The sequence below is a fragment of the Streptomyces sp. NPDC030814 genome (genome assembly GCF_055572155.1).
The window spans coordinates 23,909-45,397 of the sequence record NZ_JBVIDX010000044.1; the positions used below are offsets into that span (position 1 = coordinate 23,909).

Below are 21,489 nucleotides of genomic sequence, written 5' to 3' on the forward strand. Positions count from 1 at the left end.
TCGTGTATCCGTTGAGAGGCTCATCCGCATGACACACGCAGAAGCGGCGAAAGAGCCGAACGACCTGGGCAGGTACTTCATCGAGCGCGCCAACGCCGACGACGTCGACGGACTGGTGGCGCTGTACGAACCGGACGCCGTACTCGCCTTCCCGCCGGGCAGCCTCGCCACCGGACACGCACAGATCCGCAAGGTGTACGAGCAGTTCGTCGCGGCGGCCCCCGTCCTCACACCGGGCCGGCAGCACCCGCCCCTGATCACCGGCGACCTGGCGCTGACGGCATCAACCCTGACCAACGGCGAGATCACCGTCGAGATCGCCCGCCGTCAGCCCGACGGATCCTGGCTGTGGGTGGCCGATCAGCCCGCGATCACCTCCTGACACACCGCCCCGGCGAAGGGGGCCCCTGGGTGAACGGAGTCACTTGGGCCGTTCTCTTCGCCGGTCAGTCGGCGGTGGCCGGCGTGTGGAGCGGCGCGGTATCAGCAGCGGCTGGACCAGTCGGCGGCGGGTCACGCCACTGCGGGTGTTGATGAGGGCGATCAGGAGGTCGACCGCCTGCTCGCCCACCTCCTCCGGGCGGAGGCTGACCGTGGTGATGGGCGGGGTCGCCGTCGCGTAGTCCGGGTCCTCGCTGATGCACGCGACCAAGAGGTCCCGCGGCACCTGGAGGCCGCGGTCGCGGGCGGCGTCGAGGATGTTGTGGCCGGAGTCGGAGTAGACGCCGATGACGGCGTCCGGGCGGGGGTCGCGGTCGAGGAGCCGGCCGACCGCTTCGCGTTCGGCCGTGAAGTAGTCGGGCAGCGTGGCGTACTCCTCGACGAGGGCGGGCATGTCGTGCTCGGCGCACCAGGACGCGTAAGCGCCGCCGATCCGCTGCGGGTACTCGGCGTCGTGGAGCGGGAGGGAGAGCGCGATCCGCCGGGCGCCGGATTCCGCGATGTGGTCGAGCAGGAGACGCATGCCGGCTTCGTTGTCGGTTTCCACCCACGCGTCGTTCCAGTGCGGCCGGGGCGGTCGGCCGTCGGTGATCATCGGGATGCCGCGCTCCCGCAGGAGGGAAAGTATCGGGTCCTCGGCCCGCGGTTCGACATGGATGACGCCGTCCATCGGCGTGTTGAGCCACATCCACGGGGACAGGGAGTTCGGCATGACCATGAGCATGTAGCCGCGCTCGTGCGCCGCCGCCATCGCGCTCAGCGTCAGCTGCGCGTAGTAGGGGATCACGGTGTACGCGACGGGGAGGTTGCCGTACGTCGTGGTGGTCAGGCCGAGCACTCCGGTGCCGCCACGGGCCAGGGCCCGGGCCGTGCTGGCCGGGGCGTGCCCGAGTTCGCGTGCCGCGGCCAGTACGCGCTGCCTCGTCGCATCGGACAGGCGTCCGGTGCCGTTGAGTGCGTTGGACACCGTGGCCGTGGACACCCCGGCCCGTGCGGCCACGGCGCCGAGTGTGGGGCGGCGCCAGGCAGGCGAGATCGTCATCTGTTCCCCAACAGCCTCGCGGCTTGTGGTTAAGACATTAATCACACACCGTACCGGGCGTCGGCGGCTGGTACGGCCCCGGGTGAGGAGTGATCAGATGCCAGACGTTCTCGACGGCCCCGCCGAAGCGCCCGTGGGCGGTGCGCTGCAGCGGCGGACGTTTTTGGCCGCGGCAGGCGCGGGCGCCCTCACGGTGGCCGGTGCCGGTACGGCAGCCCGAGCCGCGACCGGCACGTCCCCGGTGCGCGTGGCCACCGTCGTGCTGAACGGGCGGGTCTTCACCGGAACCAAGGGCGGCGCGCGAGCGCAGGCCGTGGCCATCGGCACGAACGGAAAGGTTCTCGCGGTCGGCAGCAACACGGACATACGCCGTCGCATCGGCCCCCGTACCCTCGTCCTCGACGCCGACGGCGGCACGGTCATGCCGGGCATCCAGGACGGGCACATGCACCCGCTCGGGGCGGCCGCGCAGACCCTGAACCCGTCGCTGGGGAACGCGAGCATGACGGTTCCGCAGTTCCGCGCACGTCTCCAGGAGATGCTGGACGCCTCGGCGGCGCAGGAACCGGACGGTTGGCTCCAGGTGACCGACTGGAACCCCGTCGGCCTGCTGCCCGCGGGCACCGTGGCGGACAAGTCGCTGCTGGACTCGCTGAACACCAGACGCCCGATCTTCCTGCAGGGTTCCGACTTCCACAACAGCCTCGCCAACAGCCGGGCGCTCGCCCTCGCGGGAGTCGACCGCACCACCCCCGACCCGGCGGGCGGAAAGATCGTCCGCGGCTCCGACGGGGAACCGACCGGGCTGCTGGTGGACGACGCCCAAGGGCTCGTCGCCCAGGTCATCCCGCCGCCCAGTCCCGACCTGATCCTCGCCGCCCAGACCAAGATGGCCGGCACGCTCCTGGCCGCGGGCATCACGTCCTTCCTCGACGCCTCCAGCAGCGAGGAGTCCGTCACGACCTACGCCGAGCTCATGGCCAGGGGCGTGCTGCCGCAGCGCATCACCCCCGCGCTGGTGGTCGACGCGGAACTCGCAAAGAAGCCCAAGGAGGCGGCCGAGTTCCTGCGCGGCGTGCGCAAGCGGTTCACCGGACCGGCCGGGCTGCGACTGACCACGGTCAAGGTGTTCCTCGACGGCGTGATGGAGTTCCCGGCGCAGACCGCCGCTCTGCTGGACCCGTACCTGGACGCCCAGGGCAGGCCGACCGACAACCGTGGTCCCCTCCATGTCAGCGCCCGGGACTACCGGTCCCTGGTGCGCCGCCTGGACGCGGACGGCTGGCAGATGCACGCCCACGCCATCGGCGACCGCGCCGTACGCGCGGCCCTGAACGCCTACGAGGCCGTCGCCCGCCCCGGCCGACGGCACACCATCACCCATCTCCAGCTGGTGCACCCGGACGACTACCGTCGCTTCGCCCGCGCCGGTGTGGTGGCCAGCATGCAGCTGCAGTGGGCACTGCCCTCGTCGTTCACGAACGACGCGCTGCGGCCCTTCATCGGGCCGGAGCGATACGAGCGCCTGTACCCGGCTCGCAGTCTGGCCGAGGCGGGGGCCATGCTGGCCGGAGGCTCGGACTGGCCGGTCGACCCGCTCGCTCCCTTCACCCAGGTCGCCACTGCGATCGACCGCAGCAACCCTGAGCAGAATCAGCCGCCTCTCAACGCCCGCGAAGGGCTGACCCGGACCCGGTCGCTGGTCATGCACACCGCGGGTGCGGCGCACCAGCTGCATGACAGTGGCTCGGGGTTCGTTCGGCCGGGCAAGCGAGCGGATCTGATCGTCCTCGACCGGGACGTCACCAGGGTGACGGTGAAGGAGATCCGGTCCACCGAGGTCCGGTACACCCTGATCTCCGGACGGGTGGTGCACGACGCGGGATCGGCGACCGGACGGGCCCGGGCCGAGGACGCGGGGCGCATGAGCGCGGGCACCGGCCGGTCGTCGGGTGGCTCCTGCTGTCAGGGGCACTGACCCACACGGCAGAGCGCGCCCCGGCTCCCCCGCGGGCAAGCCGGGGCGCGTTCCGGCCACGTAAAGCTTTCGATTAGGACAAGTCCCGGATTCTGCCGGGATCACGGCTGTACAGGTTGGGACGCTCGGGGCCGCGGTTTGGCCGGTTCCCGGGCACGAGTACGTCACATGAACAAAAGGGGAAGCGGTGGAGGCAACGATTTCACAGGTGCGGCAGAGCACCATACCTCCGGTCACAGCGGCGCGTTGGGCGCTGTGGACGTTCGTCGTCGTCAACGTGGTGATCGTCGAGATCTTGTTCCTCACCGCCGGGACCGGCAAGAACGGGACGCTCACGGTCGCCAAGTTCTTCGGTCTGCACGCCGCCGTGCTGATGTTGTTCCAGCTGCTGCTGGTGGCCCGGCTGCCGTGGCTCGACCGTCGTATCGGCATGGACCGGCTGACGGTGTGGCACCGCTGGGTCGGCTTCACCCTGCTGTGGACCCTCCTCACCCACGCCGTGCTGGTGGTGCTCGGCTACGCGCGGCTCAGTGACACGTCGATGGGGAAGACGTTCTTCGCGCTGGCCGGCGTGCCGGCCTCGCTGCTCGGGATGCTGGCCGCGGCGATCGTCGTCGTGATCGCCGCGGTGTCCGCCCGGCAGGTGCGGCGGCGGCTGCGCTACGAGACGTGGCACGCCCTGCACCTGCTGCTGTACGTGGCGCTGGGCCTGGCGTTCGTCCACCAGTTGCAGGAGACGACGACCTTCACCTCCTCCGCGTTCGCGATGTTCTACTGGTGGGCCCTGTGGCTGTTCGCGTTCGGCGCCCTGGTGGCGGGGCGGATCGTGATGCCTCTGTGGCGCAACGCCTATCACCGGTTCGAGGTCACGGCGGTGGTGCCGGAGTCGGACAACGTGGTGTCGGTGCACGTCACCGGCCGCCACCTCGACAGACTGCCGGCCCGGGCCGGGCAGTTCTGCATCTGGCGGTTCCCCGGGCACAACCACTGGTGGCTGGCCAACCCGTTCTCCCTGTCGGCGGCGCCCGACGGCCGTACGTTGCGGCTGACCGCCAAGGCGGTCGGTAGCGCCAGTGCCGGACTGCGCCACGTCCCCGTCGGGACCCGCGCGTTCGTCGAGGGGCCGTACGGGGCGTTCACCTCGTTGCACCGGACGCGGCCCGGCGCGCTGTTGATCGCCGGCGGGGTCGGGATCACGCCGGTCCGCGCCCTGCTGGAGGAGGAAACGGCCGGCGACGTGGTCGTGCTCTACCGGGCCCGCAGCGAGGACGATGCCGTGCTGGCCGAGGAGGTACGGATGCTGGTGGCGGACCTCGGAGGGCGGTTGCATCTGCTCACCGGCCGCACCGGCGAGGGCAGTCCGCCGTTCGAGCCGGAGAACCTGCTGGCCCTGGTTCCCGACGTGGCCGAACGCGACGTGTACGTCTGTGGTCCGCCCGCGATGACCACGGCCGTACTCGCCTCCCTGCGCACGCTGAACGTCCCCCGTCGGCAGGTGCACGCCGAGCGGTTCGGGCTGGCCTGACGGCTTTTGACGGGCGAACGGAGCGCCGTGGCCGCCGAGGAGGGGGTCCACGGCGCTCCGTCGTCCGTCACTTGAGCGCGACGCTCCGGGTGAGTTCCTGTCGCTGCTGGTGCTCTTGGTTCCAGAGGGCGGCGAGTTCGCCGAGTGCGCTGCTGAGGCGGCCGAGTTCCCAGAGGAGGTAGAGGCCGGCTCCGGCGAAAGGGATCCAGGTGCCCCAGTGGAAGACGAGAACCGGCATGTAGAGCAGGCCGACCAGGACAAGGAACTTGACGAGGATCTCGGCCAGGTACGTCTGCCTGCGTGCGACGACGACGTGCGCTCCGCGGCCGTGGGTCCACTGCAGACGCGATCTCATGGCTGCCTCCTCGGGCGTCCTGACGACTGTCGGCACGGTATGCCGGGGCTGAAGGGGGCCACAAGCCCTCGCGGACTGGGGGGAGATGGACGAGGGCGGGGCCCTGGCCGTGCTCGACGCCGCCGTGGACTCGACAGTGACGGCAGGGCGTTCAGGCGGGAGGTGTGCCCCCTGCACGACCGCCGGCGTCCCAGGCGATTCCCGTGAACTGCGGTCCCCTGGGCGCTCATGACAGCTCCTCCGGCGAAAGCCCGGATGGTCGCCGGCTTCGAGGTCCCGTGTCTCCCGAGGCGATGCCCTACTCAACGGGTCCGTGCACCTTGGCAATTCATTGCCAAGTTCATGAAAAGAAGTGCCAGATATCGAGGAAGCACCTTCTGGCCCCATGGCAAGTATCTGGGCAAATTGCTTGCCAGTAACCCCGGTTGACCTTAGACTCCGGGTCAATCAGTCCTCGGACTGCTCTCGAGAGTCGCGGGGGAGGTGGAGCCGCATACCTTTCACCTGCGCGCAAAGCGATAGTGAGAATCCGTATGCCGGAACAGCCGACCTTCGGGCGACGTCTCAAAGAGCTGCGAGTGGAGCGTGGTCTCTCGCAGGCCGCACTCGCGGGCGAGGAGATCTCCACCGGGTATCTGTCCCGCCTGGAATCAGGCGCCCGGCAGCCGACAGAGCGGGTGGTGACGTACCTCGCCCAGGCTCTGGGGGTCGATCGCTCCGCCTTCGACACACCGCCGAGCGACGGTTCCCTGGCGCAGGCCCTGTCCATCGCCACATCCACGGACGGCGACGAGGGCATCGAGAACCTCATCGCCGTGCTGGGCCAGGTCCGCACGGAGGCGGCGTTCCTGCGCTGGCAGGCCCTGTGGCTGATCTCCCGCCACTGGCAGCGCCGCGGCCGGCCGGACGAGGAGCGGGCCTGTCTTGAAGAGCTCGCCCGGGTCGCCGACGAACTCGCCCTGCCCGAACTGCAGTGCAGGGCCGGCTTCCAGCTCGCCCGTTCACTGCGTTCGACCGGGGAGGTGACCCGCGCACTCGGCATCGCCGTCAACGCCTATCAGCTGGCCAAGGGCGCCGCACTGTCCGTCACCGACACCGGTGGCGCACTGCTCACGCTGGTCTCCGTGGAAGCGGAGGCCGGACGGCTGCCCGACGCCAGGGCGCACGTCGACGAGTTGGTGCAGCTGGTGGAGGGGCGGTCCGATCCGCTGGCCGCCGAGGCATTGTGGGCGGCCGCCACCGTACGGTTCCGCCAAGGCGACCACGAGGCCGCGCGGAGCTACCTCGAGCGCGCCATGAAGGAGCTGGACAGCAGCGTCGATCTGACGTTGTGGGCGCGCCTGCGGCTGGCCGCGGCCTCCCAGCACCTGCAGAGCAGACCCCCGCAGACCGAGCGGGGTCGCGCATGCCTCGACGAGGCGGCCGGAGCCCTCACGCTGGTGGGCACACCGGTCCAGCGCCAGGAACTGCTCACCCTGCAGACGCATCTGGCCTTCGAGGAGGGCCGGCACGCGGACGCCCGCGCCCTGCACGACCAGCTCCACCGCGACGAACTGCGCCTCACCCACCGGGACCAGATCAGACTCCACATCCTCGACGCCCGTCTGATGCTTGTGGAGGGCCGCGCGGAGGAGGGCATCCGCCGGCTCAAGGAACTGGGCGAACAGGCCCGTCAGCAGTCCGACATCGACCTCTCCGCCGAGATCTGGCGCATCCTCGCCGAGTCCCTGGAAGACGCCGGCAGGTCGCGCAACAACGCGGGGGCCTGAGCCGTACCTCCGGTTCCCCAGGTACCTCCGCTCCCCCGTCCTCGATGAACGCCGGTGGCAGCTGTACGCCGTGATCGGACGGGTCGCCGCGCGCGCCGGGCGCGGCACGACACGACACGTCCGGTGTGCCGTGGCGCCCGCCGAGCAGTGCTCGCACGCGTGGTCCTCGGTTGCCGCAGGCTAGGAGGGCGAGCCGGCGGCGAGGGCGCCGCCCGCGCTGTTGCCGCCCACGACGCTCCGCTCCGGGCCGACGCCGGGGGGCGGGGCTGTGGTAGCGGCTGGTCCCTTCCTCGTCGCCGTCGACCCGGACGACCTCCCCCCAAGAGCGCCGGACGCCGAACTTCCGATCGGTGGCGATGAGAAAACCCTTGAGTCGGTGGGCTCGCCGCCACCTCAACCCACTTGGCAACTCCAAGGCAAACTCATTGCCAGTCTGGTGGAGCAACCACGGGACGGGAGTGTCAAATCCGTTGCGTGGACGTGCCGTTCCGGGCGATCATCGCCCTATGGCTTCGACTCCCCCCGACGGCCGCGCAGGCATCGACGCCGCGCTGGTCACCAGGCTGATCGCCAGTCAGTTCCCGCAGTGGGCCGACCTACCGGTGGTGCCGGTGAAGGTTGACGGCTGGGACAACCGCACCTACCGCCTGGGTGACGACATGTCGGTCCGGCTGCCCACCGCCGCCGGTTACGTCCCCGCGGTCGACAAGGAGAGCGCGTGGCTGCCGCGCCTGGCGCCCGCGCTGCCCGTACCGATACCGGCCGTGCTGGGCAAGGGCGTCCCGGGCGAGGGGTATCCCTTCCCGTGGTCGGTGCGCGGCTGGCTGGACGGGGAGACGTCCGCACCCGAACGCATCGACGACATGGCGAAGTTCGCCGTCGCCGTAGCGGAGTTCCTCCTCGCCCTCCAGCGCTGCGATCCCAGCGGCGGCCCGCTCGCGGGACAGCACAGCTGGTATCGGGGCGCCCCGCCGGCGCACTACGACGAGGAGACCCGCCGCTGTCTCGCCGCCCTCGAAGGCCGCGTCGACACCGAACGGGCCACCGAGGTCTGGCGGGCCGCGCTCGCCGCCGAGTGGCGCGGGGCACCCGTGTGGTTCCACGGGGACATCGCGAGCGGCAACCTGTTGGTCGGAGACGGCGAGTTGGCGGCCGTCATCGACTTCGGCACATCGGGTGTCGGCGACCCTGCCTGCGATCTGGTGATCGCGTGGACGATGTTCTCCGGTGACAGCCGCGAGGCGTTCCGGCGTACGGTCGCCCAGGACGAGGGCATGTGGGCGCGGGCCCGGGGGTGGGCCCTGTGGAAGTCGCTGCTGATGCTGTCCGAGACCATCGACACCGACCCGGAACTGGCCGCCCTCCACCGCCGGGTCATCGACCAGGTCCTCTCCGATCATGACGACTTCGGCTAGAAGGCTCATGAAGATCTTGGGTTCTGGCCCTGCCGCGTGAGCGGCAGGGCCAGACTCGGCTGCTCGATCTACCCGATCGGGACGTCGTTGGCCTGAAGGGTGCGCAGCAGTTTGTCGTCGGGCGCGGTGGTGGCCCGGTGTTCGGCCTAGGCGAAAGACTCGACCGGACGACGCGCCAGGCGACTTCATCACAACATCGACACCCGACCTCCCCGCGGCCCCCGCGATCTCGGCACGCATCAGCACCCCAATGACCGCAAAAGGATCCCTGACTGCGATTCAACTCTCGCGCAACCGGCGGTCTTTGGTCATGATGATCCCGGGGACAGTTCAGGGGGAAATCGCCATGAGTGAGAAGCACCGACCTGGTCAGGACACGGGTCAGGTCACTTCTTCGCCTCGCCGCACCGAGGGCCGGGCCGCACCACCGCCGCCCGTGAACGGCTGAAGTCACCCGCAGATGCGATACGGCACCCGCACAAGGGTGTGCCGACGATCCGCCGCGCCAACACCAAGGATGCTCGTATGTCACGTACAGAACAAGGTCAGCTCGACAGACGTCGGTTCCTGTCCCGGCTGGGAGCCGGGACCATAGCGCTCGTGGCCGGTTTCGACCTGGTCGGACGGCAGTGGGTCGCCGAGGCAGCCGACAGTACCTCGTTCGCCGCGGTTCCCTCCCTCGACGGAACTCTCACCTTCGACCCGGATGTCCTCGCGGCGAACGCGCACGACCAGGGCAACATCATCGTCAGGACACCCTGCGCGGTACTCCGGCCGGGCTCGGTGCTGGACATCCGGAAGATGCTCGCCTACTGCTCGGCCCACGACATCAAGGCCGCGCCGGCCGGCGCGCACCACGCGATGTTCGGCCAACCGCTCGTCAGCGGTGGACTGGTCATCGAGATGGAGTCGCTGCACACCATCCACTCGATCGGCACCGACAGTGCCGACGTCGACGCGGGCGTGCTGTGGAAGGACCTGATCGCGGCGGCGTTCGGGCGGGGCCTCAGGCCGGCGTCGATCACCAGCTACCTCGGGACCACCGTCGGCGGGACCCTCTCCATGGGCGGCATAGGGATGATGTCCTCCTACCGGGCGGGCGCCCAGGTCGACCACGCCCAGCAGCTCCAGGTGGTCACGGGCGACGGCAGGCTTCTGCGGTGCTCCGGCACACAGAGCACCGACCTGTTCGAGGCTGCGCTGGCGGGGCTCGGCCAGTGCGGTGTGATCACGCGGGCGACCGTCGACCTGGTGCCCGCCCAGCAGTTGGCCCGTACGTACCGGATCGGGTACACGGACATCCGTACGTTCTTCCAGGACATCCGGATCCTGGCGAACCGCGGCGAGTTCGACTCCCTCGGCAGCATTCCGCAGCCGGGCACGGCACAGCCGCTGACCCTGTGGGCCACGGTCTTCTACGACGCGGGCAACGTGCCCGACGCGTCGCGGCTGCTGCGCGGCCTCAGCCCGGCCGCGGCCACCGCGTCCTTCGAGGACTACGGCTTCCTCGACTACATCAACCTGGTCACCACCATGTACGACTCGTTCGCGGCGAACCTGGGCTGGGACGCGAAGGTCAAGCCGTGGCTGGATCTGTTCCTGCCGGACGGCGCCGTCGATGACTTCGTCTCTTCGGTGTTCCCCTCGCTGACACCGGAGGACCTGGGCCCGACCGGTTTCGGCCTGATCTTCCCGATGCTGCGCTCGACCTACGGACGGCCGTTGCTGCGGCTCCCCGGCGACGCGGGCGGACCCTGGGTGTGGCTGGTCAGCGTCCTGACCGACTCGGCCGGACCCGGCCCCGACCCCGACTTCGCGTCCCGGATGACGGACCGCAACTACCGGCTGTACCAGCAGGCTGCGGCTGTCGGCGGCACCCGGTACCCGCATGGCGCGTGCCCGTTCACCCGGGCCGACTGGCAGGCCCACTACGGCTCGATGTGGCCGCGGCTCGTGTCGTGGAAGAACCGCTACGACCCGAAGGGCATCCTCACCCCCGGCCCGGGCATCTTCTGACCGTCCCGCCACGGCCCCACCCGGCCGGGCACTGGTCACCGACCGTGTGACCCCGGCCGGGACAAGCGGTCCCAGGACACGGGAACTCCCCAACCGAAGCCCCGTGTCCGCCGCTTCGGGGTCACTTTCGCGCCACCGCCGAACCCTCGTCCCATCCGTCACAGTTGCCCCGTCCCGTCCGCCACTTGAGCCCCTGCCTCTTCACCTTTCAGTAACCGTTCCTGTTCACCCCGTTGACACCTCGCACACCTGATCCCTAAGGTCTCGCCAACATTCCGACCGTGTGACGACATATCGAACGGTTGAAAGGCAAGTGCCCTGCGCATCACCGCAATCAGCCCCCATGGGGCCGGAACGCCGTGGCGCGGCCCGACATGCGTACCGATGCGCATCGGCACAGGGAACACGGAAGCCGGCGGACCCCGGATGCCGGGTGGCCCGCGCCCCGATCACGCTTGCCGGAGCTCGGCCCCCACGGCGCGGTCGAGTCGGTCTCGATCTGTCCTCCCCTGGCAGCACCGCACCGACAGCTGATACGCCGCCCTGCTCTCAACGACGAGAAGAACAAGGAACGATCACATGCACACCCGAAGAGCCGCCCTCTCCACGATCGCCGGAGCCGTCTCGCTCGCCCTCACCCTGTCCGCGTGCGGCCAGGAGGACGAGGGGGCTTCGGCGGACGGCTCCGAGGACGGCACCATCGGCGTCGCGATGCCGACCCGGGCCTCCGAACGCTGGCTCACCGACGGCAAGAGCGTCGTGGACGATCTGGCGGCCAAGGGCTACAAGACCACGCTGGTCTACGGCGACGACGACCCGAAGCGGCAGGTCGCCCAGATCGAGAAGCTGATCCAGCAGGGCGTCGACGCGCTGATCATCGCGGCGATCGACAACAAGTCGATGGACAGCGTGCTCAAGAAGGCGGCGGCCGCGGAGATACCGGTGATCTCCTACGACCGGCTCATCCTCGACACGAAGAACGTCGACTACTACGTCTCCTTCGACAACGAGCAGGTGGGCCGGCTCCAGGCCCGCTACATCATCGACGAGCTCGGCCTCGAGGACGGCAAGGGCCCGTTCAACATCGAGCTGTTCGCCGGTTCGCCCGACGACAACAACACCCGGTACTTCTACGACGGCGCCATGCACCTGCTGAAGCCGTACCTGGAGACCAAGCAGTTGGTCGTCCGGTCGGGCGAGACCGAGATGGACCAGATCACCACACTGCGCTGGGACGGCCCCACCGCGCAGAAGCGCATGAACAGCCTGCTCACCAAGGCGTACCGGAGCGCCACGGTCGACGCGGTCCTGTCACCGTACGACGGCATCTCGATCGGCGTCCTGAACTCGCTGAAGGCGCACGGCTACGGCTCCGCCGCCAAGCCCCTGCCCGTCATCACCGGTCAGGACGCGGAACTGGCCTCGGTGAAGTCGATCATCGCCGGCGAGCAGTCGCAGACCGTCTACAAGGACCTCCGGCTGCTCGCCGAGATGGCCGCGAACATGGTCGACGACGTCCTCAAGGGCAAGACGCCGAACCTGAACAGCCGGAGGGCCTACAACAACGGAGCCAAGCCGGTGCCGGCCTATCTGCTCCAGCCGACGAGCGTCGACAAGAGCAACTACAAGGACGTGCTGGTGGCCGGCGGGTACTACACGACCGCGGAACTGAAGTAGCGGCACGGCTCGGCGGCGGCCACGGAGCGGGGCGACGGCCGGGCCGTCGCCCCGCTCGGCCTGCCGAGGGGCGCCTGCGCCGCCGCAGGAGCGGCGAAGGCGCCTGGGGCCGCCAGGGATGGCCCCAGGGGGCGCGGGGCGGGGCGCCCGGGACGGACCCCTGTGCCGATCGGGAGGAACGGAATCACCAACTGGCGTGCGGCGCAGGGGTGTCGGGACGTAGGTTGTCTGTTGAAACATCAAACGCTTCGGTGGAAAGACGGACGCCACTCATGACCGAACACGCGAGCACGCCCGGATCGGCGGCGCACCAGAGGATCGACACGTCGGTGCCCCACTCGGCCCGCATCTGGAACTACTGGCTGGGCGGCAAGGACAACTACCCGGTCGACGAGGAGGCGGGCGACGCCTACACCGCGGTGTTCCCCGGCATCGTCACGATCGCCCGGAGCAGCCGGGCGTTCCTGCGTCGCAACATCACGTATCTGGTGGCGGAGGCGGGAATCCGCCAGTTCCTGGACGTCGGTACGGGCCTGCCGACCGCGAACAACACCCATGAGGTCGCGCAGCGGATCGCTCCCGAGTCGCGGATCGTCTACGTGGACAACGACCCCCTGGTCCTGGCGCACGCCCGTGCGCTGCTCTACTCCACGCCGCAGGGGGCGACCGCGTACGTCGACGCCAATGTGCTGGAGCCGGACCGCATCCTCGACGCCGCCGCCGGGACGCTGGACTTCGACCGGCCCACCGGCCTCATCCTCAGCAACATCCTCGGGCACGTCGCCGACCACGACCAGGCCCGCTCCATCGTCACCCGGCTGATGGCGGCACTGCCGTCGGGCAGCTACCTCTCGGTCAACGACGGCTCCCTCGGCATCGATCCCGTCTTCGAGCAGGCCCAGGACGCCTACAACAACAGCGGCGCCGTGCCGTACATCCTGCGGACCCCCGATCAGATCGCCGCATACTTCGACGGGCTGGAGCTCATCGACCCCGGTGTGGTCTCCGTCCCGCTCTGGCGTCCCGAGCCGGACGACGCGACTCCCGAGGTCATCGGCGAGCACGGGGGACTGGGCCGCAAGCCCTGACCCCGTCAGGTGGGGCGAGGCGCGGTGACGCGCGGCCCGGGGGCGGGCGCGTTCGGGTCGCGGGCCGGGCGTGCGCGTCGTAGACCGGACGTATGGTGCTGCGACCGCCGGTGGAGCCGATGCTGGCCCAGGCCCGGGAACGGATGCCCCCGCCCGCGGCACTGCCCGGCGGCCTCGTCCTGCAGCCCAAGTTCGACGGATACCGGACGCTGGTCTTCACCCCCTGGCCGGCCCCCGGGCCCGTGCTGATCCAGTCCCGCCGGGGCAGCCTGATCCAGGCCCGCTTCCCCGATCTGGCCGCCGCGGCGGGGCGGCTGCCGGACGGCTGGGTCCTCGACGGCGAGGTGGTGGTCTGGGCGGGCGAGGAACTGTCCTTCGAGGCGCTGCAACGCCGGGCCTCGTCCAGCGGGCGAACGGCCGCTCGGCTGGCTGCGGAGCTGCCCGCCCACTTCATCGCCTTCGACGTCCTCCAGGCCGACGGCGTGGAACTGCTCCGCGAGCCGTACGACGAGCGGCGCGGGAGGCTGGAGGAGCTGTTCACCGGTCACGCACTCGCCGCGCCGTGGACTCTCTGTCCGCAGACCGATGACCTGGCCACCGCGCAGGAGTGGCTGACGTCCTGGACGCGGGTCCCCGGCGTGGAGGGGCTCGTGGTCAAGGGCCGGCGGCAGCGATATCTGCCCGGGGCTCGCGGCTGGTACAAGATCCGTCGCCGGGACACCGCCGAGGGCATCGTCGGCGCCGTCACCGGCACCCTGCGCCGTCCTCAGACGGTTCTCCTCGGCCGCTATGACCACGACGGGGTGCTGCGGCTGGTCGCCCGCAGCACCCTGCTGCCCCCCGAGGCGGTCCGGGAGCTCGCCGCCCGGCTGTCCGCGGCTCGACCGGGTCACCCCTGGGAGGGAACGCGGTTCACGACGTCCTGGGGATCGCGCACACCCCTGGAGGTCGTCCTCGTGGACCCGGACCTGGTCGCCGAGATGGCCGTGGACACCGCCCAGGGGCACGGCGCATGGCGGCATCCGGCGCGGTTCGTCCGCCTCAGACAGGACATGACGCCCGAAGAGGTGACGGCGTTCGGCGAGGGTACGGAGGAAGCCGGATGACGCACGGCCCGTGCGGCAGCCGTGCCTGCGGCCGGCGGCTGTGACACCGGGCCGCTCGACGGGGTGGCCGGGGACCGCTCGGTCAGTCGTCCGCGGCTTCGGCTGCCGCGGCGTCCGCTGCCCGGCAGGCCGCGCACAGCACTCGCGCCCGCGGGCCGTAGCGGTGGGTGAGCCCCTGACAGCGCGGGCACGCCCCGACCTGTTCCGGTAGGCATCCGAGCAGGAGCGCGGCGGTCGCCCGATCCGTCGAGGGGTCGATGCGCCGTGGCATCTCCTCCATGGCTCGAATGTATGTCCGCCACCTGGTGGCGGCAGGTCGAGAGCCGCACGCCCCCCGGCCGCTCGCGCCGGGCGACGGCCCTGCGGACGCGGCCGATGTGAGCCCCGGCCGGGGTCAGCGGCGCCCGCGGGTGTTGAGGCGGGCGGCCTGGCGGGTCAGGTGGTCGCGTTCGGCGGCGTTGGGTGCCTTGCGGGCCGCCTCGGCGTACAGCCGTGCCGCCGTCGCCAGGTCGCCGTCGCGTTCGTGGAGGTGGGCGGCCACGGCTGTGTGGCGGGGCAGGGAGTCGTCCAGCGTCGCGAGGGCCGTCAGGCCGGCGCGCGGTCCGTCGGCCTCGCCCACGGCGACGGCGCGGTTGAGCCGGACGACGGGACTGTCGGTCAGCCGGACGAGTTCGTCGTACCACTCGACGATCTGCACCCAGTCCGTCTCCTCGGCGGTGGGCGCGTCGGCGTGGAGGGCGGCTACGGCGGCCTGCGCCTGGTACTCGCCGAGCCGGTCGCGGGCGAGGGCCGCCTGGAGGATCTCGACCCCCTCGGCGATCGACGCGGTGTCCCACCGGCTCCGGTCCTGCTCGGCGAGCGGCACCAGACTGCCGTCGGGCGCGGTCCGGGCGGCGCGCCGGGCGTGGTGGAGCAGCATGAGGGCGAGCAGCCCCGCCACCTCGGGGTGGTCGAACCGGGCGGCGAGCTGCCGGGTGAGCCGGATGGCCTCGGCGGCCAGGTCGATGTCGCCGGAGTAGCCCTCGTTGAAGACCAGGTAGAGGACGCGCAGCACGGTGGCGACGTCGCCCGGCTGGTCGAACCGCACCCCGGAGACGGTTCGTTTGGCCCGGCTGATGCGCTGGGCCATGGTCGCCTCGGGCACCAGATAGGCGCGGGCGATCTGCCGGGTGGTCAGCCCGCCCACGGCGCGCAGGGTGAGCGCGACCGCGGACGAGGGGGTGAGCGAGGGGTGGGCGCACAGGAAGTAGAGCTGGAGCGTGTCGTCCACCGCCGACGCCGGACCGGGGGGCGGCTCCTCGTCGACGAGGTCCTCACGCCGGCGGCGCGCGGTGTCCGCCCGGGTCGCGTCGAGGAACTTCCGCCAGGCGACGGTGATCAGCCAGCCCCTGGGGGCCAGTGGCGGTTGGGCGGGCCACACGCGTACGGCTTCGAGGAGCGCTTCCTGTACGGCGTCCTCGGCCGCCGCGAAGTCGGCTCCGCGGCGGACGAGGACGGCGAGCACTGCGGGTGTGAGGTCGCGGAGCAGGGCCTCGTCCATCGGGGTGGTCACTCCGTGATGGTGGGCGGTGCGGTCAGGAACGGACGGACCTCCAGCCACTCGTGGATCGGCTTCCCGCCCGCTCCGGGGGCGGCCGACAGTTCACCGGCCAGTTCCACGGCACGCTCGTGGCTGTCGACGTCGATGACCATCCAGCCGGCGATGAGGTCCTTGGTCTCGGCGAACGGGCCGTCGGTGACCGGCGGGCGCCCCTCGCCGTCGTACCGGACCCAGGTCCCCTCGGGGGCGAGGGCCTGACCGTCCACGAACTCGCCGCTCTTCTCCAGACGGGCCGCGAAGTCGTGCATGTACTGCATGTGGGCCGAGATCTCCTCGGGAGTCCACTGGTCCATCGGGACGTCGTTCACCGCTGCCGGGGCGCCGCGGTAGTGCTTGAGCAACAGATACTTGGCCATCGTTCTCTCCTCGATGCTCGTGCGACCCATTGTGGTCGCCTTCACCACGGGGACGGAGCAGGCCACGGGTTCTCGACATCCCGGCGGAAGATTTCTTGTCGCCGTGCGAATCTTCCTCGCTCGCCCCCGGGCGCGGCACTCCGCTCGCTCCTGCCGCGACCGTCGTGGCCAGGGGCCCGCCCATGCCGAGCCTCGGTTGTCCCTTGGGAATCAACCGAGTTGGGATGCGGTGGGGGTGGACGCGACCGATTATGATCTTGGTCATGACTGTGCAGCACCCCGAGAAGACGCCTTCCCGCAAGCAGAGGCTTCAGGAGAAGCAGCGCCGCCAGCTGGCGGTGGTCGACACCGTGGACAAGGCCGAGGCCAAGGTACGCAAGGCAGAGGTCGAGCTGGCCCTGGCCGTCGCGGAGGCGGTGCAGATGTTCGGCACCGAGCAGTCCGCCTCGGAGGGGCTCGACATGCCGGTCGAGACGATCCGGCGCTTCCTCGGCATCGCGCAGGCCGAGGCCGCCTCGGACAAGGCCGGCGCCGAGGCCGCGGTCGCCTCGTGAGGTGATCTGCGCCTCAGGGGCAACCTCCTTGGCGTACATGACGTCTTGATCAGCAGAAGATGCGGCCCTGGCCCACGGGCCAGGGTTCGTTCTGGCCGCTCTATACACGCTATGTATACATGCCGTGTAGAGATGCTGTGTATACACCGAGAGACGGCCTGCACCTCGCACGATCGGAACGAAAGGCAACCATGTACGGCAAGGCGTTCGCCCCTGAATACCAGGGCGCCCTGACCACCCTGTCCGTGAATTCCTCCCTCACCGAGGTGCTGGCGGCCAGCACCCGGCAGCTGAGAGAGGCCGAGCGCGCCGGGGAGCACGGTGAGGCGGCGCGCTCCGGGCTCGCGGTGGCCGAGGCGCACCGGCGGCTGGGACAGATCGGGGAGGCCGACCGGGCATGGAAGGCGAGCTACCGGGCGGCCAGGGCCGTGGGCGACCAGGGGGCGATGGCCTGGGCCCTGTGGAGCGGAGGCACCCTGGCCCGGCAACGGGGCTCGTTCGCACTGGCCCGACGGCTGCTGGGGCTCGCGGCCGACATGGGCGAACGGGGAGGCGATGTCGTCGTGCGCGGCTACTCCCTCGCGGGACTGGCCGAGACGGGCAGGATCCAGGGCGACTACGAAGCCGTGGCCCGTCTGCACGAGCAGTTACTGGCCGAGGCCCGGCGGCGCGGCGAGGCCCGGCACACGGTGTGGGCGCTGGAGGGCATCGCGCAGATCCACCGCCAGCGGGGCGAGTACGACACCGCGTACGCGCTGTTCGAGGAGGCGGCGCAGATAGCCGGGGGCGCCGACGACCGGCGCGGCCACGCCTGGGCGCTGCGCGGGCTGGCCGACATCGTCTCGGCGCGGGACGGGGACGTCGAGCGGGCGCTCGCCCTGCTGTCGGAGGCGGAGACCACCTGCCGGGCGATGCGGCTCTCCAGCGCGTTGGCCTACAACCACAAGATGCGTGGCAACGTCCTGTACCGGGCCGGGCGTTACACCGAGGCACGGGACACGTACGAGCTGGCGCTGGCGGAGTTCCGGGAGATGAGCGAACCGCGCGGGGAGGCACTGGCCCGGCTTGGGCTGGCCAAGTCACTCGCCCGGCTGGGCCGCGACCACACCGAGACGGCGACCGAACTGGCCGATCTGGCACGGGAGCTGGATCGCATCGGACTACGGCACGCGAGGAAGATGGTGGCACGGGCACACGACGAACTCGGTGTGCGGGCGCTCGGCGAACCCGGCGGACGGGCGCTGAGCGAACCCGGCGGACGGGCGCTGAGCGAACCCGGCGGACGGGCGCTGAGCGAGCCCGGCGGGCGGGCACCGGACGCATCCGGCGGGCGGGTGCAGGAGGAGCACGGCGGCGGGGCCGAGGCGGCTCCCGCCGTCGAGGTCCGGACGGCGCACGGTGTCCGGGTGGAGGCCGCACGGTGACGCCGGTCTCCTCGGCGCTGCGGGTGCCGGTCGACGTCCCCCTCGTCCTGGAACGCTGCCGGGAGGCGGTGCGGCCCGCGCTGCGGGAGGCGATCGGGCGGACGCACCCCTGGGTGGGCGAGATGGCCGGGTACTCCTTCGGCTGGTGCGAGGTGGGCGGCGCTCCCGCCGCCGCGTCCGGCGGCAAGGGGGTCCGGCAGGCGCTTGCCGTGCTCGGGGCCGAGGCGGTGGGCGCCCCCGGCCGGGCCGGCGTGCCCGCGGCGGTCGCGGTGGAACTGGTGCACGCCTTCTCGCTGCTCCACGACGACATCATGGACGGCGACCCGGCTCGGCGCCGTCGCCCCACGGTCTGGAAGGCGTACGGCACCGGACCCGCGGTCCTCGCGGGCGACGCCCTGTTCGCGCTGGCCGTCGAGACGCTCGCCGCCACCGAGGCGGGTCCGCCGGCGTTGCGGATGCTCTCGGCGGCACTGGGCGATCTGGTGCGCGGGCAGGCGGACGACCTGCTGTTCGCCGAGCGTCCCTGGACGGGGCCGGAGCGGGTGCGGGCGGCGGAGTACCGGGCGATGGCCGAGCACAAGACCGGCGCGTTGCTGGGCTGCGCCGCGGCGCTCGGCGCGCTGCTCGGCGGCGGTCCGCCGTCCGCGGTCGCCGCTCTCGACCGGGCCGGGCGCCGGCTCGGTCTCGCCTTCCAGGTCGTCGACGACGTCCTGGGCATCTGGGGCGACCCCGAGGTCACGGGCAAACCCGTTCACAACGATCTCCGGGAGCGCAAGAAGACCTTCCCGGTGCTGGCGGCGCTCGACTCCCCGTCCCCCGAGGCACGGCGTCTGGCCGCGCTGCTGGCGTCGGGAGGGGACCCCGGGGAGGCGGCCGCACTCGTCGAGGCGGCGGGCGGACGGGCGGCGGCACTGGATGAGGCACGCGGTCACATAGCGGCGGCGGAGGCCGCGTTGGCGGACGTGTCGCTCCAGGGCACGGCCGGGGAGGAACTACGGGCCCTGTCGGCGTTCCTCGTTCGGCGCGACGTCTAGGGTCTGCCGTCGGATCGTGCCGACTCCGGTTACGGCACCTTGATGACTGCCGGTGAGCGGGGCGTGGTGCGTGCGGCTGCAAGGCGGAGGAGGGAGCCGACGCGATGGAGGTCCCCCCGCGCGAGGTCGTCCGAGCGCGGGGGGTCGGGGACCGACGACAACGCGGCCCGATGTGCGTGCCGAGCCCCGCGGTCCAGGCGTGATCCAGACGACAGGCCGTGGTGCTGTGACCGGGGCCTGAGGGCATGCCAGGCGGTGGTCGGCCGGCGGGACCGTGCGGACCCGACCTGGCGCCCGTCGTTCGGGGCACGCCGGGGCCGCCGGCCGTACCGCCGTGCCCCGGGGTCTTCCCGCCGGCCCGGGACACGGCCGGCGTCCTGCCTTCCGTCAGGAACGGCGCCGGCGACGGACGGGCACCCGACGGGCCCGTCCTCGGCACCTTGCGCCCGGCGACGAGCACGACGGCGAAGCCACCCCTCGGCCGGGTCGGGGCCGGCCGAGGCCGCATGGCGACGACGGCCGGTTCGCGGGCGGGGCCGAGACCGATCCGGCGCCCCGCACCCGGTGTGAGGGCGTGCCGGTCGCGGGTGCGCGGTTCTCGGGCGTCCGGGGGCGTCCCCCGTAGCGCGCGGGGACCCCGGGGTGTCGAGCGCTGGGCCATGGCTCCCGGCCTGGAGAACGTGGGGGCGGGGAGGCGGTGGCGTCCCTGCCGACCGGAGGGTGCTACCCCGCCGTGTGGCTGGAGCTGCCGCCCGAGGGGCTCCGGGGACTCACCGGGGCTCTAAGGTCGAGGCCGTGGGGACGAACATGAGGCGGGGCAGATGATCCGGGCAGTGGTGGTGGACGACGAGGCCCTGGTCCGGTCGGGCTTCGGGCTCATCCTGGGCGCGTCCGAGGACATCGAGGTCGTCGCGACCGCGAGCGGCGGCGAAGCCGTCGAGACGTGCCGCCGGGAGCGGCCCGACGTGGTGCTGCTGGACATACGGATGCCGGACGTCGACGGGCTCACCGTGCTCCGGGAGCTGCGCACGATGCCGGACCCGCCGGTGGTGGCGATGCTGACCACGTTCGACGCCGACGAGTACATCCTGACCGCGCTGCACTCCGGCGCGGCCGGTTTCCTCCTCAAGGACACCGAGCCCGAGCAGCTCGCCCAGCTGGTGCGGACCCTGGCCGCGGGCGGTGTGGTGCTCTCGCCCAAGGCGTCGCGGACGCTGCTGCACAGCCACCCCGGCACCGGGACGGCCGTCGACGAGGAGGCGGCCCGGGTCCGGCTGCTCACCCCGCGGGAGCGCGACGTCCTCGTCCTGGTGGCGGAGGGATTGTCGAACGCCGACATCGGGGCGCGCATCCACCTGGGCGCCGGCACCGTCAAGGACCACGTCAGCGCCATCCTGACGAAGCTCCGCGTGGCGAGCCGCGTGCAGGCCGCACTGCTGGCGCAACGGGCCGGGCTCCTCGACGAGCGCCCCCAGGAGGCCGGACGATGAACAGCGCACGCGCCCTGTGGCAGCGGATCCCCGCGCCGGTCATCGACCTCGTCGTGGTGGCGGCGGCAGCCGTCGACGTATGGGTGAACCTGTGGGACGACACACCGCTCGGCGTCGGACTGGCCGCTGTCGGCTGCGCCGCGCTGGCCTTCCGGCGCCGGTTCCCGCTCGTCGTCTTCCTGCTCACCCTGCCGGCCTCGCTGACGCAGGCAGTCGCCGTGGCTCCACTCGTCGCGCTGTTCACCCTGGCCGAACGGACCCGCAACCGCCTCCTCCTCGCCGGGTGCGTCACCCTGACCGGCATCGCCAACAGCATCCCGTGGCCCTGGGAGAGCCTCATGGCCATCGGCCAGGCCATGACGCTGATCGCCCTGGTGTACGGTCTGGCGACCGCCGCCGCCCCGGTTCTCTTCGGCCAACTCCTCCAGGCTCACCGGGACTTGGCGCGGCGGCTGGTGGAGATCGAGGAGGCCCGGGAGTACGAGCGTGCCCTGCACGCGCAGGCTGTGCTCGCCCGTGAACGTGCCCAGCTGGCCCGTGAGATGCACGACGTGGTCTCCCACCAGGTCAGCCTGATCGCCGTACGGGCCGGGGCGTTGCAGGTCGCCGCCAAGGACGC

General features: G+C 71.3%; 19 protein-coding genes. 14 read left to right on the forward strand and 5 right to left on the reverse strand.

Going from position 1 to position 21,489, the window contains the following annotated elements; genetic code table 11:
* Positions 1-28 precede the first annotated feature (28 nt).
* A complete protein-coding gene (locus ACZ43N_RS41445; protein ID WP_468104860.1) occupies positions 29-382 on the forward strand; it encodes a YybH family protein in 354 nt (117 codons plus the stop codon).
* 39 nt (positions 383-421) lie between these two features.
* Here the strand turns inward: ACZ43N_RS41445 and ACZ43N_RS41450 are convergent, their stop codons facing one another.
* Positions 422-1,483: a LacI family DNA-binding transcriptional regulator gene (locus ACZ43N_RS41450; RefSeq protein ID WP_468104862.1), complete on the reverse strand. Its 1,062-nt coding sequence runs from the start codon at positions 1,481-1,483 to the stop codon at positions 422-424.
* 97 nt (positions 1,484-1,580) lie between these two features.
* Here ACZ43N_RS41450 and ACZ43N_RS41455 point away from each other — a divergent pair, with 97 nt between their 5' ends.
* Together ACZ43N_RS41455 and ACZ43N_RS41460 are read left to right on the forward strand one after the other, a co-directional pair.
* Positions 1,581-3,461 carry an amidohydrolase gene (locus ACZ43N_RS41455; RefSeq protein ID WP_468104864.1) on the forward strand — a complete coding sequence of 627 codons (1,881 nt, stop codon included), beginning with the start codon at positions 1,581-1,583 and terminating at the stop codon, positions 3,459-3,461.
* Positions 3,462-3,669: 208 nt separating this feature from the next.
* The gene (locus tag ACZ43N_RS41460) at positions 3,670-4,986 is read left to right on the forward strand and encodes a ferredoxin reductase family protein (protein ID WP_468104866.1); all 1,317 of its coding nucleotides are present in this window, start codon (positions 3,670-3,672) and stop codon (positions 4,984-4,986) included.
* Between the two features lie 67 nt (positions 4,987-5,053).
* On the opposite strand, the gene ACZ43N_RS41465 is transcribed toward ACZ43N_RS41460, so the two are convergent.
* On the reverse strand, positions 5,054-5,341 hold the full coding sequence (locus ACZ43N_RS41465; protein ID WP_468104868.1) for a hypothetical protein: 288 nt from the start codon (positions 5,339-5,341) through the stop codon (positions 5,054-5,056).
* Positions 5,342-5,874: 533 nt separating this feature from the next.
* Here ACZ43N_RS41465 and ACZ43N_RS41470 point away from each other — a divergent pair.
* From ACZ43N_RS41470 to ACZ43N_RS41495, 6 genes are all read left to right on the forward strand, one after another.
* On the forward strand, positions 5,875-7,110 hold the full coding sequence (locus tag ACZ43N_RS41470; RefSeq protein WP_468104870.1) for a helix-turn-helix domain-containing protein: 1,236 nt from the start codon (positions 5,875-5,877) through the stop codon (positions 7,108-7,110).
* Positions 7,111-7,616: 506 nt separating this feature from the next.
* On the forward strand, positions 7,617-8,525 hold the full coding sequence (locus tag ACZ43N_RS41475) for an aminoglycoside phosphotransferase family protein (RefSeq protein ID WP_468104872.1): 909 nt from the start codon (positions 7,617-7,619) through the stop codon (positions 8,523-8,525).
* A 525-nt stretch (positions 8,526-9,050) separates the two neighbouring features.
* On the forward strand, positions 9,051-10,541 hold the full coding sequence (locus tag ACZ43N_RS41480) for an FAD-binding protein (RefSeq protein ID WP_468104874.1): 1,491 nt from the start codon (positions 9,051-9,053) through the stop codon (positions 10,539-10,541).
* Between the two features lie 579 nt (positions 10,542-11,120).
* Positions 11,121-12,218 (forward strand): multiple monosaccharide ABC transporter substrate-binding protein, encoded by a 1,098-nt coding sequence (chvE, locus tag ACZ43N_RS41485; RefSeq protein WP_468104876.1) that lies wholly within the window; start codon positions 11,121-11,123, stop codon positions 12,216-12,218.
* 272 nt (positions 12,219-12,490) lie between these two features.
* Positions 12,491-13,306, forward strand: coding sequence for an SAM-dependent methyltransferase (locus ACZ43N_RS41490; RefSeq protein ID WP_468104878.1), 816 nt, complete (start codon positions 12,491-12,493; stop codon positions 13,304-13,306).
* Positions 13,307-13,398: 92 nt separating this feature from the next.
* The gene (locus tag ACZ43N_RS41495) at positions 13,399-14,412 is read left to right on the forward strand and encodes an ATP-dependent DNA ligase (RefSeq protein ID WP_468104879.1); all 1,014 of its coding nucleotides are present in this window, start codon (positions 13,399-13,401) and stop codon (positions 14,410-14,412) included.
* Positions 14,413-14,494: 82 nt separating this feature from the next.
* Here ACZ43N_RS41495 and ACZ43N_RS41500 read toward each other — a convergent pair whose 3' ends face one another.
* The 3 genes from ACZ43N_RS41500 to ACZ43N_RS41510 form a co-directional block, all read right to left on the reverse strand.
* The gene (locus tag ACZ43N_RS41500) at positions 14,495-14,692 is read right to left on the reverse strand and encodes a hypothetical protein (protein WP_468104881.1); all 198 of its coding nucleotides are present in this window, start codon (positions 14,690-14,692) and stop codon (positions 14,495-14,497) included.
* Between the two features lie 114 nt (positions 14,693-14,806).
* Positions 14,807-15,952 (reverse strand): RNA polymerase sigma factor, encoded by a 1,146-nt coding sequence (locus tag ACZ43N_RS41505; protein ID WP_468104894.1) that lies wholly within the window; start codon positions 15,950-15,952, stop codon positions 14,807-14,809.
* An 8-nt stretch (positions 15,953-15,960) separates the two neighbouring features.
* Entirely contained in the window at positions 15,961-16,368 is a 408-nt protein-coding gene (locus ACZ43N_RS41510) for a YciI family protein (protein WP_468104883.1), read from the reverse strand.
* A 263-nt stretch (positions 16,369-16,631) separates the two neighbouring features.
* Between ACZ43N_RS41510 and ACZ43N_RS41515 the strand changes: the two genes are divergently transcribed.
* The 5 genes from ACZ43N_RS41515 to ACZ43N_RS41535 all read left to right on the forward strand — a co-directional run.
* Entirely contained in the window at positions 16,632-16,922 is a 291-nt protein-coding gene (locus ACZ43N_RS41515) for a hypothetical protein (protein ID WP_468104885.1), read from the forward strand.
* A gap of 191 nt (positions 16,923-17,113) precedes the next feature.
* Entirely contained in the window at positions 17,114-18,346 is a 1,233-nt protein-coding gene (locus tag ACZ43N_RS41520) for a tetratricopeptide repeat protein (protein WP_468104886.1), read from the forward strand.
* Positions 18,343-19,380: a polyprenyl synthetase family protein gene (locus ACZ43N_RS41525; RefSeq protein ID WP_468104888.1), complete on the forward strand. Its 1,038-nt coding sequence runs from the start codon at positions 18,343-18,345 to the stop codon at positions 19,378-19,380. The genes ACZ43N_RS41520 and ACZ43N_RS41525 overlap by 4 nt, the downstream gene beginning before the upstream one ends.
* A gap of 821 nt (positions 19,381-20,201) precedes the next feature.
* Positions 20,202-20,870: a response regulator gene (locus ACZ43N_RS41530; RefSeq protein ID WP_468104890.1), complete on the forward strand. Its 669-nt coding sequence runs from the start codon at positions 20,202-20,204 to the stop codon at positions 20,868-20,870.
* Positions 20,867-21,489: histidine kinase (locus ACZ43N_RS41535; RefSeq protein ID WP_468104892.1), on the forward strand; the 623-nt coding region annotated here is incomplete at its 3' end. The genes ACZ43N_RS41530 and ACZ43N_RS41535, both read left to right, overlap by 4 nt.

Bases quoted from the DNA above. Each gene is read 5' to 3' on its own strand.
- ACZ43N_RS41445 (WP_468104860.1), top strand. From the start codon at position 29: ATGACACACGCAGAAGCGGCGAAAGAGCCGAACGACCTGGGCAGGTAC.
- ACZ43N_RS41450 (WP_468104862.1), bottom strand. From the start codon at position 1,483: ATGACGATCTCGCCTGCCTGGCGCCGCCCCACACTCGGCGCCGTGGCC.
- ACZ43N_RS41455 (WP_468104864.1), top strand. From the start codon at position 1,581: ATGCCAGACGTTCTCGACGGCCCCGCCGAAGCGCCCGTGGGCGGTGCG.
- ACZ43N_RS41465 (WP_468104868.1), bottom strand. From the start codon at position 5,341: ATGAGATCGCGTCTGCAGTGGACCCACGGCCGCGGAGCGCACGTCGTC.
- ACZ43N_RS41470 (WP_468104870.1), top strand. From the start codon at position 5,875: ATGCCGGAACAGCCGACCTTCGGGCGACGTCTCAAAGAGCTGCGAGTG.
- ACZ43N_RS41475 (WP_468104872.1), top strand. From the start codon at position 7,617: ATGGCTTCGACTCCCCCCGACGGCCGCGCAGGCATCGACGCCGCGCTG.
- ACZ43N_RS41480 (WP_468104874.1), top strand. From the start codon at position 9,051: ATGTCACGTACAGAACAAGGTCAGCTCGACAGACGTCGGTTCCTGTCC.
- chvE (WP_468104876.1), top strand. From the start codon at position 11,121: ATGCACACCCGAAGAGCCGCCCTCTCCACGATCGCCGGAGCCGTCTCG.
- ACZ43N_RS41490 (WP_468104878.1), top strand. From the start codon at position 12,491: ATGACCGAACACGCGAGCACGCCCGGATCGGCGGCGCACCAGAGGATC.
- ACZ43N_RS41495 (WP_468104879.1), top strand. From the start codon at position 13,399: ATGGTGCTGCGACCGCCGGTGGAGCCGATGCTGGCCCAGGCCCGGGAA.
- ACZ43N_RS41500 (WP_468104881.1), bottom strand. From the start codon at position 14,692: ATGGAGGAGATGCCACGGCGCATCGACCCCTCGACGGATCGGGCGACC.
- ACZ43N_RS41505 (WP_468104894.1), bottom strand. From the start codon at position 15,952: ATGGACGAGGCCCTGCTCCGCGACCTCACACCCGCAGTGCTCGCCGTC.
- ACZ43N_RS41510 (WP_468104883.1), bottom strand. From the start codon at position 16,368: ATGGCCAAGTATCTGTTGCTCAAGCACTACCGCGGCGCCCCGGCAGCG.
- ACZ43N_RS41515 (WP_468104885.1), top strand. From the start codon at position 16,632: ATGACTGTGCAGCACCCCGAGAAGACGCCTTCCCGCAAGCAGAGGCTT.
- ACZ43N_RS41520 (WP_468104886.1), top strand. From the start codon at position 17,114: ATGTACGGCAAGGCGTTCGCCCCTGAATACCAGGGCGCCCTGACCACC.
- ACZ43N_RS41530 (WP_468104890.1), top strand. From the start codon at position 20,202: ATGATCCGGGCAGTGGTGGTGGACGACGAGGCCCTGGTCCGGTCGGGC.